At 66.7% G+C, this 14751-nt stretch carries 16 protein-coding genes; 8 read left to right on the top strand and 8 right to left on the bottom strand.

Annotated features, from left to right (window positions below; translation table 11 throughout):
- Window positions 1-6: 6 nt before the first annotated feature.
- From ACEL92_RS01960 to ACEL92_RS01950, 3 genes are all read right to left on the bottom strand, one after another.
- Window positions 7-1209 (bottom strand): cytochrome P450, encoded by a 1203-nt coding sequence (locus ACEL92_RS01960; RefSeq protein ID WP_374023999.1) that lies wholly within the window; start codon window positions 1207-1209, stop codon window positions 7-9.
- Between the two features lie 8 nt (window positions 1210-1217).
- Window positions 1218-2051 carry a mycofactocin-coupled SDR family oxidoreductase gene (locus ACEL92_RS01955; RefSeq protein WP_374023998.1) on the bottom strand — a complete coding sequence of 278 codons (834 nt, stop codon included), beginning with the start codon at window positions 2049-2051 and terminating at the stop codon, window positions 1218-1220.
- An 83-nt stretch (window positions 2052-2134) separates the two neighbouring features.
- Window positions 2135-2716, bottom strand: coding sequence for a TetR/AcrR family transcriptional regulator (locus tag ACEL92_RS01950; RefSeq protein ID WP_374023997.1), 582 nt, complete (start codon window positions 2714-2716; stop codon window positions 2135-2137).
- Window positions 2717-2806: 90 nt separating this feature from the next.
- On the opposite strand from ACEL92_RS01950, the gene ACEL92_RS01945 reads away from it, so the two are divergent.
- From ACEL92_RS01945 to ACEL92_RS01930, 4 genes are all read left to right on the top strand, one after another.
- Window positions 2807-3346 (top strand): PaaI family thioesterase, encoded by a 540-nt coding sequence (locus tag ACEL92_RS01945; RefSeq protein ID WP_374023996.1) that lies wholly within the window; start codon window positions 2807-2809, stop codon window positions 3344-3346.
- A 62-nt stretch (window positions 3347-3408) separates the two neighbouring features.
- Complete coding sequence (locus ACEL92_RS01940; RefSeq protein WP_374023995.1) at window positions 3409-4158, top strand: SDR family NAD(P)-dependent oxidoreductase; 750 nt, start codon at window positions 3409-3411, stop codon at window positions 4156-4158.
- A 246-nt stretch (window positions 4159-4404) separates the two neighbouring features.
- Window positions 4405-5721 carry a diaminopimelate decarboxylase gene (locus tag ACEL92_RS01935; RefSeq protein WP_374023994.1) on the top strand — a complete coding sequence of 439 codons (1317 nt, stop codon included), beginning with the start codon at window positions 4405-4407 and terminating at the stop codon, window positions 5719-5721.
- A 50-nt stretch (window positions 5722-5771) separates the two neighbouring features.
- Window positions 5772-6479, top strand: a complete 708-nt coding sequence (locus tag ACEL92_RS01930) for a rhomboid-like protein (protein ID WP_374023993.1) — start codon at window positions 5772-5774, stop codon at window positions 6477-6479.
- Window positions 6480-6482: 3 nt separating this feature from the next.
- Here ACEL92_RS01930 and ACEL92_RS01925 read toward each other — a convergent pair whose 3' ends face one another.
- Entirely contained in the window at window positions 6483-8516 is a 2034-nt protein-coding gene (locus tag ACEL92_RS01925) for a glycoside hydrolase family 172 protein (protein WP_374023992.1), read from the bottom strand.
- Window positions 8517-9070: 554 nt separating this feature from the next.
- On the opposite strand from ACEL92_RS01925, the gene ACEL92_RS01920 reads away from it, so the two are divergent.
- Window positions 9071-9205, top strand: a complete 135-nt coding sequence (locus ACEL92_RS01920) for a hypothetical protein (protein ID WP_374023991.1) — start codon at window positions 9071-9073, stop codon at window positions 9203-9205.
- Between the two features lie 418 nt (window positions 9206-9623).
- Entirely contained in the window at window positions 9624-9752 is a 129-nt protein-coding gene (locus ACEL92_RS01915; protein WP_374023990.1) for a hypothetical protein, read from the top strand.
- 196 nt (window positions 9753-9948) lie between these two features.
- Here the strand turns inward: ACEL92_RS01915 and ligD are convergent, their stop codons facing one another.
- Window positions 9949-10986 carry a non-homologous end-joining DNA ligase gene (gene ligD / locus ACEL92_RS01910; protein WP_374023989.1) on the bottom strand — a complete coding sequence of 346 codons (1038 nt, stop codon included), beginning with the start codon at window positions 10984-10986 and terminating at the stop codon, window positions 9949-9951.
- A 26-nt stretch (window positions 10987-11012) separates the two neighbouring features.
- Between ligD and ACEL92_RS01905 the strand changes: the two genes are divergently transcribed.
- Window positions 11013-12083, top strand: coding sequence for an ATP-dependent DNA ligase (locus ACEL92_RS01905; protein WP_374023988.1), 1071 nt, complete (start codon window positions 11013-11015; stop codon window positions 12081-12083).
- Window positions 12084-12177: 94 nt separating this feature from the next.
- On the opposite strand, the gene ACEL92_RS01900 is transcribed toward ACEL92_RS01905, so the two are convergent.
- Complete coding sequence (locus ACEL92_RS01900) at window positions 12178-12468, bottom strand: hypothetical protein (RefSeq protein ID WP_374023987.1); 291 nt, start codon at window positions 12466-12468, stop codon at window positions 12178-12180.
- 149 nt (window positions 12469-12617) lie between these two features.
- Between ACEL92_RS01900 and ACEL92_RS01895 the strand changes: the two genes are divergently transcribed.
- Window positions 12618-12986, top strand: a complete 369-nt coding sequence (locus tag ACEL92_RS01895; protein ID WP_374023986.1) for a hypothetical protein — start codon at window positions 12618-12620, stop codon at window positions 12984-12986.
- A 1-nt stretch (window position 12987) separates the two neighbouring features.
- Here ACEL92_RS01895 and ACEL92_RS01890 read toward each other — a convergent pair whose 3' ends face one another.
- Both ACEL92_RS01890 and ACEL92_RS01885 read right to left on the bottom strand, forming a co-directional pair.
- Window positions 12988-14214 (bottom strand): cytochrome P450, encoded by a 1227-nt coding sequence (locus ACEL92_RS01890; RefSeq protein WP_374023985.1) that lies wholly within the window; start codon window positions 14212-14214, stop codon window positions 12988-12990.
- Window positions 14215-14259: 45 nt separating this feature from the next.
- The gene (locus ACEL92_RS01885) at window positions 14260-14745 is read right to left on the bottom strand and encodes an NUDIX domain-containing protein (RefSeq protein WP_374023984.1); all 486 of its coding nucleotides are present in this window, start codon (window positions 14743-14745) and stop codon (window positions 14260-14262) included.
- Window positions 14746-14751 lie beyond the last annotated feature (6 nt).

Here is a 14751-nt window from a genome sequence, read left to right as displayed (position 1 = left end):
CCCGTTTCAGGGCAACACAATTCGTAACCGCTCCCAGCCGCGGACGGTCGACGTCGACGCCAATTGCGCGGTCTCGTAGTCGATGCCCCATTCGGGCCAGCGGTTGAGGATCTCGTCGAGCGCCACGCGCCCCTCGAGGCGGGCCAGATTGGCGCCAAGGCAGTAGTGCACGCCCTTCCCGAACGTGATGTGCGAGATGTTGTCGCGACGGATGTCGTAGGTGTCGGGGTCGGTGTAACGGCGGTGATCGCGATTGGCGGCGCCAAAGAGAAGCAGAATGGCGCTGCCGGCCGGAACCGTCGTGCCGTAACACTCGAAGTCCCTGGCCATCCACCGCCCGACGTGCGGTCCCGTCGGTTCGAATCGCAGCGTCTCGTCGACGGTGCGGGTCAGTAGCGACCTGTCCTCATAGACCGCGCGGCGCTGGTCGGGATGCTCGGCGAGCACTTTGGCCAGCCAGCCGATCAGCCGACCGGTCGTCTCGTTGCCCGCCCCGGCGACTACCTGCGTGTAATGCAGGACCTCCTTGCGCGTCAGCTTGCGGTGCACGCCGTGCTCGTCGTCAAACTCGACGTTGAGCAGCGTCGTCATCAGGTCGTCCGAGGGATTCTTGGAGCGCCATTCCACGTAGTCGGCGTAGATCCGGCCGTCGGCGATCGAGTCGGCGTCGGCGACCTTCAACGGGGCGCCCGGCTTTGTTCGCAGGTTGGCGTCGTTGGCGTCGCGCACCGACACCTGTTCGGATTCCGGTATTCCCAGCAGCATTCCGATCACGCGCATCGGCATCATCGAGGCCAGCTCGGCGATGATGTCGAAGCTCCGCGAACCGACCAGCGGGTCCAGACACCGCACGCAGTATTGCCGGATCTGGTCTTCGAGTTCGGCCATTCGGCGGGGGGTGAATACGCGCGACATCAGGCCACGCAGCCGCGTGTGTTCGGGGGGATCCTGGAACATCATGACGCCGCCGGGCATCTCGTATTTCGATTGGATGAGCTCGAGGATGTCGCTGCGCCTGTTGGAGAACGTCTCCCAGTTGGCCAGCGCGCGTTCGACGTCGGAATGTCTTGACAGCGCCCAGAAGTCGTAGCGCTCGTTGTAATAGATGGGCGCCTCTTCACGCAGCCGCGCATAGGTCGGGTACGGGTTGGCATTGATGTCGACGTCGTAGGGGTCGTAGTAGACGTCGGTGTCGCGGGTGACGGTCATTGGTTCCTCTATTTCAGGCAGCTGCCGGCATCCACGGGCAGCGCGACGCCGGTGATGTAGCGCGCTTCGTCGGAGGCCAGGAACAGCACGGCGTTGCTGATGTCTTCGGGGGTCACCCAGGGGATGGGCAGGTAGTGGAAGCTCTGGCACACCGGCGCCAGGTCATCGGGTCCGGGATTGTCCAGCTCCGGCCGGAAGGCGCGGTAGGTGGTCTCGTTCATCAGCAGCGGTGAATTCACGTGGGTGGGCAGGACGGCGTTGACCCTGATCATGTGCTGACCCAATTCGACTGCGAACGAGCGCATCAGGCCGATAACCCCGTGCTTGGCGGCGACGTAGTGGCCGACGTGCGGGTAGGCCTTGAACCCGGCCACCGACGATGTCAGGACTATGGAGCCGCCCCGGCCACCGTTCAGGACGTGCGGAACCCCGGCCTTCACCGTCTTCCAGACGCCGCTGAGGTTAACGTCGATCATTTCCTGCCAAAGCGCTTCAGGGGTCTTGTGCAGCTTTCCCGCCGTCGTCCCGATGCCGGCGTTGGCCACGATGACGTCGAGACGCCCCAACTGCTCCACGCCGCTGTCAACGGCCGCCCGCAGCGCGTCGAAATCGCGGACGTCGACCTCGGCGGTGACGATGCGGCCACCCGCGTCCTTCACCAAGCCGGCGGTCTCGTCGAGATCCTCGGGGGTCGCCCCCTCCACGGGTGACGCCTCGAATTTGCGACAGATGTCGACGGCGATGATGTCCGCGCCTTCCCGCGCGAGCCGGACGGCGTGACTCCTGCCCTGCCCGCGCGCCGCGCCTGTCACGAACGCGACCCTGCCGTCCATCCGGCCCATCGCCACCTCCAAGCCCGTGCCCTTTTGGGCGATCGCCCAATTTTATGGGGCACGCCTTGTCTAACAGCCGGAAGACTCCGTAGTCAAGACTTCAGCGCCGCGTCGATGAGCGTGGAGGCCGCCGCGCGCGCATGCACGACGGGCGCGGTGTCGTTCAGCGAGGTGGCCATCGCGGTGGCGCCTTCGAATAGCACGGCCAGTTGGTGGCCGAGCAGTTCGGGATCTTCGGCGCCGGCCTCGCGCGCGACTGCCGTGAGGCGCCGGGTGAAATCCAGCTTGTGGGCCCGCACGATCTCGTCGGTGCTGGCGAGCGATCCCGCCGACTCTACGGCGGCGTTGTGGAAGGGGCAGCCCCGCAGCACGTCCCGGTGTGCCATCTCGAAGATGGCCAGCAGCCTCTCGCGTGCGGGCAGCGTCCCGTCCTGCAGACGTCGCTCGTTGGGCGAGCCGCCGCGGGCGTCGACAGAGCGCAGGTAATTGTCCACCAGCTCGTTCTTGCTCGAGAAGTGTTGGTAGAGCGTGCGCTTGGACACGTTTGCCTCTTGGGCGATCAGCTCGACCCCGGTCGCGTGAATTCCATTGCGGTAGAAGAGTTTCGCCGCGGCGCGCTCGATACGGTCGCGCGCCCCGCGGCCGCCGGAGGTGTGCGGCGCAGAGTCGACCATGGCGACCAATCTACACCGATCGGTTTACAAGAGGCCGAAGTCGCGATAATTTGGGCTGCACAAGTAAACCGATCAGTTTCCGAGGAATCGATGACGACTTCTGAACAGGCCCATCCCGCGCCCACCGCACGTTGGGGCGAGGAGCAGTCGCGGGTGGTGACGTGGCACGACCCGATCACGACGCAGAGCAACGTGGCGTCCATGTCGGGGCTGGCGTACTGGCGCGCGGTGGCCGACGGGCACTTGCCGCCGCCACCCATCGGGCAGCTGATTCCGATGCGCGTCGTCCAGGTAGACGAGGGCGCCATCGCGTTCGGTTGCAGCCCGGACACGTCAACGTACAACCCGCTCGGCATGGTTCACGGCGGGGCCGTGTGCACACTGCTGGACACAGTGACCGGTTGCGCGCTGCACACCACCTTGCCGCAGGGCGTCGGGTACACGTCAGTCGAGATCAAGGTGAACTATCTCAAAGCGGTGACCGTCGCCAGCGGGCCGCTACTGGCCGTCGGCACCGTCGTCAAGGCCGGCTCACGGATCGGCTTCGCCGAAGGCAAGGTCACCGACTCGTCGGGAAACCTCGTCGCCACGGCGAGCAGCACCCTGCTGATCTTCGACTCGCGGCGATGACGCCACCAATTCCGGTCGGCGGCGCCGCCGGCGACCACCCACCCCTGACAAAGGAGCGCACCATGTTGTCCGTCTTGATCACCGGGGCAAGCCGCGGCATCGGCCGCGCCATCGCCGTCGAGTTCACCCGTCGCGGTCATCGCGTCGTCGCCACGGCGCGCGACCCGCAGACCCTCGCCGGTCTCGACGTCGACCAACGGCTGGCCCTTGACGTTACCGACCACTCGAGCGTCACCGCGGCGGTTGCCGCCGCCGGTGATCTCGACGTCGTCATCTCCAACGCCGGGGTGATCTTTTATGCGGCGGTCGAAGCGATCCCGCTGCCGGAACTGCAGCGGCTTCTCAACGTCAACACGGTCGGTGCCCTCCGGGTGACTCAGGCGGTGCTGCCGCAGATGCGCGAACGGGGCGACGGCAAGCTTATGTTCATGTCCAGCGTCGTCGGGCGCATCGTGCTGCCACCCGGCGCGGCCTATGCCGCGACCAAGTGGGCGCTCGAAGCCCTCGTCGAGGCGCTCGCCATCGAGGTCGCGCCGCTGGGCGTGCAGGCCTGCCTGCTGGAGCCCGGCGCCGTGAGCTCCGGGGCGCTCGACGATGTGACGACTTATGCCCTGCCCGAGGACCCCTACGCCGCAATTCTGGCGGGCGGTGGGCCCCGGGCCGGGATGATCAGCCCCGAGCAGGTCGCCGCCGAAGTTGCCGACGCCGCCGAGAAGCCGCAACTGTCACTGCGCATTCCCATCGGCGACGCCGCCCGGACGCTGCTGGCCGCCCGGCGCACCGCATCCGACGACATCCCCTTCGTCCCGTAGCGGGGCCAGACATGATTACCCGTGACGTTGGGCAAGGACACGACCGGGCTGGTGTTGATCGATCCCTACAACGACTTCATTTCCCCGGGCGGCAAGGTGTGGAAGCGCCGGAAGCGATCGTGTCCGCGGACGAGGTGATCGCCTCGATCGCGGCCGGTGTTCCGGATCTGTGAAGATTTGCCGCCCCGGTGTGAAGGCTTCGTTAAGAATGCGGCGCGGGCCCGGCCGGACCGGCACCGTGGAGGCATGACGCTCTTCGAGCTGCTTCCGTCGCTGAGGCACGGGCTGAACCCGCACCTCGACCGCGCGATCTGGCCGTTGAGCGCCTACGTCGACGACCTGGGCCGGCTGTGCGTGGGTGACGTGGCCGCCGACGACCTCGCCGCCGAGTTCGGCACGCCCACGTACGTAGTGGACGAGGAGGATTTTCGGGCCCGCATCCGCTGCTATCGCGCGACGCTGCCCGACGCGGAGCTGATCTACGCCGGCAAGGCGCTGTTGAGCGTCGACGTGGCCCGGTGGGCCGCGGGCGAAGGGGCCGGTGTCAACGTCGCCTCGGCCGGTGAGCTGGCCACCGCGCTGGCCGCCGACGTCCCGCCGTCACGGATCATCCTGGACGGTGTCATCACCGCGGCCGAACTGTGCGACGCGGTCGCCGCCGGGGTCGGACGGATCGTCGTCGATACGCCGAGCGAGGTCTCCCTGCTGGCGTGCCGCGTGCGTCAGCGTCAACGGGTCCTGGTGGGGGTCATCCCCGACGTCGGGGCGATCGATCAGAAATTCGGCTTCGCGCTCGCGGGCGGGCAGGCGGCCGGCGCGCTGAGGCGTGTCGTGGACCAGCCGTGGCTGGATCTGGTGGGGTTGCACTGCCGGCTCGGGTCACAGCTCACCGACGCCTCGGTCTACGGCGAGGCGATTCGCCAGATGATCGGTGTGATGGCCGAGGTCCGCGACCGCCATCAGGTCGTGCTCACCGAACTGAATCTCGGCGGTGGACATGCGGTCCCGTACCTCTCCGGCGACCCCGAACTCAACGTACGCGCGCTGGGCACCGCCATCGACGGCGCGCTGGAATCGGCTTGTGCCGAGCACGAATTCCCTCGCCCCCGAATCGTGATCGAGCCGGGCTGCGCCGTCGCCGCGCGGGCCGGAATGATGCTCTGCCGGGTCATCGCCGTCAAACGCCAACCCGGAGGGCGCACCTTCGTCGCGGTGGACGGCGGCTCGAGTGACGTGGCCGGCGCGGAACGCCCGAATGCGAAATACACGGTGGCGCTGGCCAATCGGCACCGTCCGACCGCGACCGCGCCGGTCACCGTGGTCGGCCGGCACGGCGACGGTCGCGAACTCGCCCGCGACGTCGAACTGCCCGCGGACATCCGCCCTGGAGATCTGCTGGCCGTCGCCTGCACCGGCGCCTACCAACACTCGATGCTGCCCAGGCACAGCATGGTGGGCCGCCCACCGCTGGTCGCGGTCTGCGGCGGCAGGTCTCGCGAACTGGTGCGTAGAGAAACCGTCGCCGACCTGCTGGCCCGCGACCGGGGCTGGAACAGTCAATAATGCTGTCCCGCACCGACCTTCGCGTGCGCCCAGACCGCGTGCGTGTCACGGTGGCATATGCCGTCATGCTGATCGCCAGCTCGGTCACCCTGTCGGCGCTGGGTGGGCACACTCGCGCCGCGGTGGTCAGGGAGATGAGCACCAACCTGCACAACCTGGCGCACGGCAACCTTGGCAGCTTGATCGGTAGCGCTTTCGTCAGCGATAGCGGCGACGTCTATCTCTGGCTGCCCGGGCTGGTGTGCCTGCTGGCGCTGGGCGAACTGATTTGGCGTGGCCGGGGTTTGCTGATCACCTTTGCCGTCGGCCACATCGGCGCCACCGTGATCGTGGCGGTGGGGCTGGTGGCCGCGGTGGAGACGGGATGGCTCCCGTTCTCGGTGGCGCACGCCACCGACGTCGGGACCAGCTACGGCGCGGTGTGCGTGTTGGGCGCGCTGACCGCATCGATACCGGCGCGCTGGCGCCCGGCTTGGATCGGTTGGTGGCTCGGCATCGCGTTGGTGGGGACGCTCGACGCGGACTTCACCGCGTTCGGTCACGTTGTGGCGCTGCTTCTCGGCATGGGGTTGGCGTTCTGGTTGCCGTCGATCGAGCACTGGACCCCCGCGCACGCCGCCCTGCTGGTCGTTGGCGCCGCCTTCGGCTACTTCGTGTTGTCGGGGTGGTCGTCGTCGGTGGCTCCCGTCGCCGGGTCGACAGGGGTGTTGATCGCCTCGTTCTTGGCCGCTCGGGTGATGCGGACTACCGCTGCCTAGCGGTCAACCGGTCACCGTCTCGAGCAGGTAGCGGCTCGCCGTCCAAGGCGGTGAGTCGGGCGTGGGCGTAAGGGTGATCGTCAGTTGCGCCTTGCCGGCAGTCAGCGGTGGCGGTAAGAGATAGGTGTCGTCGAGCCAGCGGTGAATGGGGTTGTTCCGCGGCTGCAACCAGGTCCCCCCGGGTATCCCGTCGATCGCGACGTCCACGCACTGGAATCCGTTCGCTTGGTCCGATGTGCGGCGCAACAGGACGCCGCGGTTGTTCGGGTCGGTTTCGACGTGGAACGTGATCGCGGCCGCCGTCGAGCGGACCGACCCGATGACCGGACGGGTGTCTTCGCTGCCCTCGTATTCGCTGACCAGTAGTTGATCGGTGGCGTCGGCGTCGGCGTAGCCGTGCAGGAGTCGGCTGACCGGATCGCCGGGGCGGACGTCGTCCCCGCCGGCCAGGGTGTCGTCGGGTTGGGTGTAGAGGAAAGCGGTCGAGCTGTAGTCGGGTTGGACCATGTTCCGCTTGCCATGTTCGATGCCGAAGCGGATCGCGGAGTGATAGTCGACGGCGTCGGCGAGCATGAGCCGGTAGACGGCGACGCAGTAGTCCGCGCAGCCCCCGGTCGCCGTGCGCTGATCTGGCTGACCCGTGAGCGGGTCGCTGAACCGGGTGCCGGCCTTGAAGTACCAGCCACCCTCGTAGAGATCCTCGGTGCCGGTGCCGTACCACTGCGGCGATGCGGCGCCGTCCGTGTAGACGCGCTCCGCCCCTTCGAGAAAGTACGGGGCGGTGTCACTGAACGCGGTTTTGATTCGGGCCCCGCGAATGGTCTGGCTGACGCCGACGAACTTGCCGTGGCCCTGTTCGTCGGCGAACAACCAGTCCTGGCCGAGGGTGGTCGGCGCGGAGTGGGAACGGGCGGTGAAATAGCCGGCGCGTCCGCCCGCCAGCGCCGACTCCCATTGCGGGTCGGGCGCGGTCGCCACGTCGCCGACGATTCCGGCTACGGCGTCACCGGTGGTGTTCACGAGCGCGAGGCGAGCTGAATGGGCGTAGGGCATCGGCCACCATGCGGACAGCGTCAGCGATCCCCCGGGTTGCGGGGTCACGGCGAACATCAGCGACCGCACCGCCACGGCGCCCAGCCCGGCCCCGAAGAACTCCCCGACCGGGGAGTCGACCATGGTCCGCCCGTCGAACTCCATCTGCAGCCGCAAGCCGTTCAACAGTCGATCGTTCGGTTCGGGCAGTTGCAGTCGCACCGCCGTGATGCTGCCCGGGCCCCCCGCTTCCGCGATGGTCGCCGCGGCGCCGGCGGGAAGATCGACAACCCGCTCGTCGTGAACCACCGTCGCTGCCGGCGGTTTCGGGTCGGCGGTGCCCGCCCCGCGCAGCGTCGCGAGCACATCAAGGGCTCGGTCGGAGGGCGAGAAAGTCGTGATGCCCTCGCCCGTGGAGAATTGCCGATAGTCGACGTGGTAGTACTCGAGATTGGATGTGACGCTGATGCGCATCGACTCGCGGTAGGGCATCGGCACCTTGATGTACACGCCCCCCGGTGACTGCGCCGCATTGGCGACCAGCGGCCATTCGAACGGCGCACCCAGCGCACCATTGACCACCGATTGCAAGGGGGCGTCCAACACCGTCCGTCCATCGAGTTCCACCCGGATGTTTCCGATGCGGGTCACCTTGCCGCCGTCGCGGGTGAACCAGATCGAATCGACTTCGCCCGCACCGCGATCCTCCGCGACGATGCAGCCTGCGCCGCCCGACGCCAAACACCCGCCGGTGCCGTTGCGGTTTCCGGTGGAAAGGTCGAAATCACCACCGCTGCGGTCGAAGCTGGACACCTGCAAAGCCTGTGTGTCGGTGCGCAGATAGGGCAGCCGGTCCAGCCGGCGGTAGGCGTCCCACCCAACCAGCCGATCACCGGTGCTGCGGCCGACCGGCTCGGCGCGCGCCGCGGTTGCGACGGTGACGCCGGCCGCGGCAGCGAGCGCCAAGGCCAATCCCAGGCACCACGCACCAATCGCCGGACGCATAACGGTCAAGCTTACTTTTCCCGGTCGAGTTGGCCGGGTTTGGAATCTTTCGCGGGCTCGGCGGCACTTCTTCGTGAAATGCATTCAATACATTGACGGTTCGGGAAGGAGACCGGAATTGGCACATGCGGAACCGCCGGCGCGGTCGGTGTTGGTCGTTGGGTCAGCTTATCCAGCGCATCGGCAGGAGGCAATCGGGATGCCGGCATTGGGAGGCGCGAACGAAGGCCGCACTCCGTCGGCCAGACCCGTATGTCGGTTCCCCCGAACACGTTCCACATCGACCTGCATTGTTGGAAATGTAGGTCGGATCGTGCGCTGCCCCATATTATCGCGCGCCCTACGACTTCGGGGAGATTTCGACATGAATGCAAAAGTGCGCCCTGCGACGCATCAGCCGACGGCGGGAGGCGGCTCCGCGGCGCCGATCGCGGCCTTCAATCGGCCGACGTAGATTGCCGCAAATTTACTAAATCCCATAGCATTCCGGATTGCACTCACGTAATATAACCCCCCTCGGGCGTCACATTTCTCCTCAGGGGATGGAGTGGTTCATGTCTCGCTTGAAGTACAAGGTTGTCCTCGGCCTGGTTCTGGCCTTCACCGCTTTGACCAGCTCCGGCTGCACGGTGCCGCTGACTATCTCGTGCACCGCCGGTGGGGTCACCGGGATCACCTGCGTGCCGTAGGCGGCGGCCCTTCCGCCTAGGGGCCGCGCGACTGGCCACTCCCCTTGCCGAGTTCGTCTTTGCAACTGAGTGCGCCAGTCCGCGCGTCCCGATGCGGGATGTACTTCAGGATGAAATAGCCTATGAATCAGGCACTTTCACATCCATCGTAGCTTTTCGTGCATGCACGCTCTTAGGCGCTCGCCGCCGGACGGACTTCGGGCCGGCGACTTGCGCGTTCGCCGAGCTCGCTTTCCCATTGCAGCACAACCAAATTCATTCGCGGGAAGGGCAAGCTTCCACGGGTGAGCAGTTCCATTCGATGAACTACCCGATCTAAATCAGCGCAAAATTGTTGAGTACCATAGCCTTACGCATTGTACTCACGTATAATAGTCTTTCTCGGGCGAAGCATTTCTTCTCAACGAATGGAGTGGTCATGTCTCGTTTGAAGTACAAGGTTGTTCTCGGCCTGGTCCTGGCCTTCACCGCGTTGACAAGCTCCGGATGTACGCTGCCTACCTTCTCCTGCAGCGGCGGTGTCACCGGCATCACCTGCACACCGTAGAAGGGCCGTCGCGCTGACTGGCACGTTTCGCTTGATGCGGACCATTTTTGGGCCCATGGGCGTGCCAGTCAGCGCGTACCGACGCGCTGAGATGACAACGCCCTCGCGCGGTTGCACCTCAAGTCGATTCGGGCTGCCTTGAAGTGGCAACGACAAATCGCACCAAAGGTTCACCCACACGCCCGCCGAAGCGAGTTCACTTCGACTTGTTGTCTTTCTTCAAATCCGTATCCCGGCTGGGCTGAACGCGTTTGGGTTCCCCGGGCATCTTGGGATAGTTCGGCGGATACGGCATGTCGCCGAGGCCGTGTTCTTCGTCGGCCTCGGCCATCTCCAGCAACGGGGCGATCGACTGCGCCACATCATCCATAGCGCCCCAGGGATCCTCACGGTCCTTCACGAAGCTGGGCACAGTCGCCATGGTGTAGTCGTCGGGTTCCGCAGCGGCGAGCTCGTCCCACGTCAACGGCGTCGACACCGTGGCGATCGGGGTGCGCCGCACCGAGTATGCCGACGCCATGGTTCGGTCCCGGGCGTTCTGATTGAAATCGATGAAGATGCGCTCGCCCCGTTCCTCCTTCCACCACGACGTGGTGACGGCCTCGGGTGCGCGGCGCTCCACCTCGCGGGCCAGCGCGATGCCCGCGCGGCGCACCTCGACGAAATCCCAGTCCGTGGCGATCCGCAGAAAAACATGAATGCCGCGGCCGCCGGATGTCTTCGGGTAGCCAACCAGACCGAGCTCGTCGAGCAGCGGCCGCAACACGTCGACCGCGACCGTCCGCGCCTGCTCGAAGGCCACGCCGGGTTGCGGATCCAAGTCGATGCGCAACTCGTCGGGATGGTCGGTGTCCGGACAGCGCACCTGCCACGGATGCAACGTGATGGTGCCCATCTGCGCCGCCCACACGATGGCCGAGGGGTGCGTCACCTTCAGCGCGTCGGCGGTGCGCCCCGAGGGGAACGTCACCTGGCAGGTCTGAAGATACTCGGGATGGTGCTGCGGAACCCGTTTCTGATAGATCTCTTCGCCGTCGATGCCGTCCGGGAAGCGCTGCAGGTGGGTGGGCCGGTCGCGCAGCGCATCGAGCATCGGACCGCCCGCCACGGCTCTGTAGTACTCGACGAGCTGCCTCTTGGTGCCGTTGGCGCCCAACTTGGGGAAGTAGACCTTGTCCGGATTTGTCAGGCGCACCGCGACACCGTCGACGTCGAGCTCTTCTGCAGCAGCCATACCAACGATTCCAGCACAATCGGCCTATGGACTTACCTGTCATGCCCCCGGTGTCGCCGATGCTGGCCAAGTCGGTGCGATCGATCCCGCCCGATGCGTCATACGAACCCAAGTGGGACGGATTCCGGTCCATCTGCTTCCGCGACCGCGACGAAGTGGAGGTGGGCAGTCGCAACGAGCGGCCGATGACGCGTTATTTCCCCGAGCTGGTTGCCGCGGTGCGGGCTGAGCTGCCCCAGCGCTGTGTGATCGACGGGGAGATCGTCATCGCCACGGACCACGGCCTGGATTTCGAGGCGCTGCAACAACGGATCCACCCCGCCGACTCGCGGGTACGGATGCTCGCCGAGGCGACGCCCGCATCGTTCATCGCGTTCGACTTGCTCGCCCTCGGGAACGTCGACTACACCCGGCGACCGTTCACCGAACGGCGCGCCGCTCTCGTCGAGGCGTTGGCAGACTCCGGCCCGTCGATCCACGTCACCCCCGCCACCACCGACATCGACCTCGCGCGGCGTTGGTTCGACGAATTCGAGGGGGCCGGCCTCGACGGTGTCGTCGCCAAGCCGCTGACCGTCACCTATCAGCCCGACAAGCGTGTCATGTTCAAGATCAAGCACGAGCGCACCGCCGACTGCGTGGTGGCCGGCTATCGCGTGCACAAGTCCGGCGCCGAAGCGATCGGCTCGCTGCTGCTCGGGCTCTACCAGGACGATGGTCAACTCGCCTCCGTCGGCGTGATCGGGGCATTCCCGATGGCCGAGCGGCGTCGCCTATTCACCGAATTGCAGCCGCTCGTTACCGATTTCGACGGCCATCCATGGAACTGGGCCGCCCACGAGGCCGGAGAACGAACGCCGCGAAAGAACGAATTCTCCCGCTGGAACGCTGGCAAAGACCTTTCGTTCGTGCCGCTGCGGCCGGAACGCGTGGTCGAGGTCCGCTACGACCACATGGAAGGCCGGCGCTTTCGGCACACCGCGCAGTTCAACCGGTGGCGGCCGGACCGCGAACCGCGCTCGTGCACCTACGAACAACTCGAACAGCCGGTCACCTTCAGCCTCGACGACATCGTGCCGGGCCTGCGCTCGGGCTAGCGGTGATCCACTCGCGAATCACGGCCACGGGAAGCCGGGCGACGGCGGCGGGACTTGGGACGGGTGAGCTAGCGCCACCGCGCGGCCCCGCGGTTCAGCCGTCGATGTGAGTCGGCGGATCGGCGAAGGCCAGATCCCCCGGGTGTTGGTCGGGGCCCATCAGGTCGCAGCGCTTATCCGGCACGAGGTAGGAGCTCGCGCCGTTCCAGATCAGGTGGGTGAATCCCACGCAACGTTGCCAGGTGCCGTCGGGCTGGACGGGTCCATCACATTTGCTGAGAAAAGACCCGCCGTACTGGCACCCCGCGCTGGCCGGCGGCGCCAAGGCGAGCAGTCCTCCAGCCGTCAGCACGACGGCCAGTCCGCCGCCGATGCAGTGCTTCATGGTGGTCTCCCGTTCACGTCGCCGCTGGTGCGTCGGGCAACACCGTCGACGGCACAGCCAGCAACAACGACGCTACCGCTTATCTGCCGGCGTGGCGGGTCGATTGAAGGGACGTTTAACGACCACCGCGGGCGGGCACGCGAACCTACATGTCAGTGACAGCATTTCAGGATCTGCCGTTGGCCGATCGCGACCGCAAATGGGACGGTGACGCGGCGGAGAAGCGGGTGCGCAAGTGGGCCGGGGCCGAGGACGCACCGAACCAGAAGTATCGCGACGCCCACGTCTGGTACGACAACGGCAAGAAGGACAACTTCACGGCGTACAAGTTGCTGATCGCCGATGTCGTGGGCGGCGAGCTCAAGGCGGTGCCACGCGGAGTGATGGCAGCCGGCGCCATCATGGATGGCGCACGCGGCGGCATCGACCTGCCGAAGGAGGACGTCGACAGGGTCAAAAGCCACCTGGCCAAGTACTACAACAAGATGGGCGAGAGCCCTCCGTGGGAGCGCGGGTGAGCTAGACCTCAACCGTGAGCCGGGACAGGCCGCGCAGGGTGACGTTGGCCTTGTACTGCGGTTCGCCGTCCAGCCTGGCGTCGGGGAAGCGCGCGGCTATGGCCGACAGGGCCACGCCGGCTTCCAGCCGCGCCAGGGGTGCCCCAAGGCAGTAGTGGGCCCCCCGCCCAAAAGCCAAGTGGCGCAAGGGTGCCCGGCCGGGATCGAAGGTGTCGGGCCGGTCGAACTCCGCGGGGTCGCGGTGGGCCGCGGCGAGCAGCAACATCATGACGTCGCCCGCCGGCACCTCGACATCACCAATCACCATGTCGGCGAGAGCGATTCGGCCAACCAGCTGCACGGGCGGGTCGTAACGCAGGGTCTCTTCCACGATTGCGGGCGCTCGACCGGCGTCGGCGCCCAGGGCGGTCCACTCCGCGTGGTTCCGAAGCATGGCCAACACGGCGTTCCCGATCAGGTTCACCGTGGTCTCATGTCCGGCGATCAAGAGCAGATTGCAGGTTGCGACGATCTCGTCCTCGGTCAGCTGGTCTCCGGACTCCTCCACCGCGATCAGCCCCGACAGCAGGTCGTCGCCGGGTTGTGAACGGCGACGCTCGATCAGGCCGTGGAAGTAGGCGCGCAGCCACGCACCGGCCTGTTGTCGCTCGTTTGCGACGGCCGGCGGCACGCCGGTGATCGTCGAGAACGGGTCCAGCGCCTGAGCCAGCAAGGCCGACGCGCGGCTGAACCGCGGCTCGTCGTCGAGCGGCACGCCGAGCAGGCGGCAGATCACCGCCACCGGCAGCGGGTAGGCGAAATCCTCGACGACGTCAAACCGACCCTGTTCGGCGGCCCGATCGAGCAGGCCGTCGACCAGCGACCGAATATCGGGCTCCAGCGCGCTCACCACCTTCGGGGCGAACGCCTTGCTGACCAGCCTGCGCAGCCGCGTGTGGTCGGGCGGATCGAGAAACAAAAAGCCCGGCGGACCCTGCCTCGGTGGCGCCGTGCCGGCCTCGGCCTGCCGCTTGGCGACCGTCGAATTGACGTTGTCACTGCTCGACAGGGGGTGCCTCAACACCTCGTCGCAATCGCGGTAGCTCGAGAAGACCGCCAGGTTGGCATCGGGCAGCCGCAGCGCTCCGCCGTCGCGAAACCGCGCGCAGAGTCGATACGGGTCGGGCCGGTTGGCAGGGTCCAGCAGCTGCAGCAGCAACCCCTGGGATTCGGTCGGGGCGGTCGTCATGCGGCCATTCTGCCCGCCCGCATGACACACGGGCGTCCACGCACGTCACGCGCCTTCCCGTAACCCCGCCAGATCCGAGTCCGCCATCAGCCGGTCCAGGAACGCCAGTTGTCCCTTCAGCAGCTTGCCGCGCGCCTGCGCCACCGAAAACCAGTCCACCCGATCGACTTCCGGGAATTCTCGCAGCCTTCCCGAACCCTTCGGCCACTCCAATTCGAAGGTGTTGCTGCGCGCGTCGGCCACGTCGAGGTCGCCTCGGACGGCGAAGGCGGTGACCACCTTCCCGCCGGACTGTTTCAGCTGGCCCAGTTCCAGCCGGGCCCCGGACGGCACCGAAAGCCCCAACTCCTCGGCGAACTCGCGTTGCGCGGCTGCCCAGGGATCCTCGCCGTCGGTGTACTCCCCTTTGGGAATCGACCAGGCACCGCTGTCCTTCCGCGCCCAGAACGGCCCGCCCGGATGCGCGATCAGAACCTCGACGACGCCGTCGCGGATCCGGTACAACAGCACGCCCGCACTGAGCTTCGGCATCGTCTG

The sequence above is a fragment of the Mycobacterium hainanense genome (assembly GCF_041890355.1).
GTDB lineage: Bacteria > Actinomycetota > Actinomycetes > Mycobacteriales > Mycobacteriaceae > Mycobacterium > Mycobacterium hainanense.
Note: the sequence above shows the minus strand (reverse complement) of the source record. Positions and strands in the feature narration are given on the sequence as shown.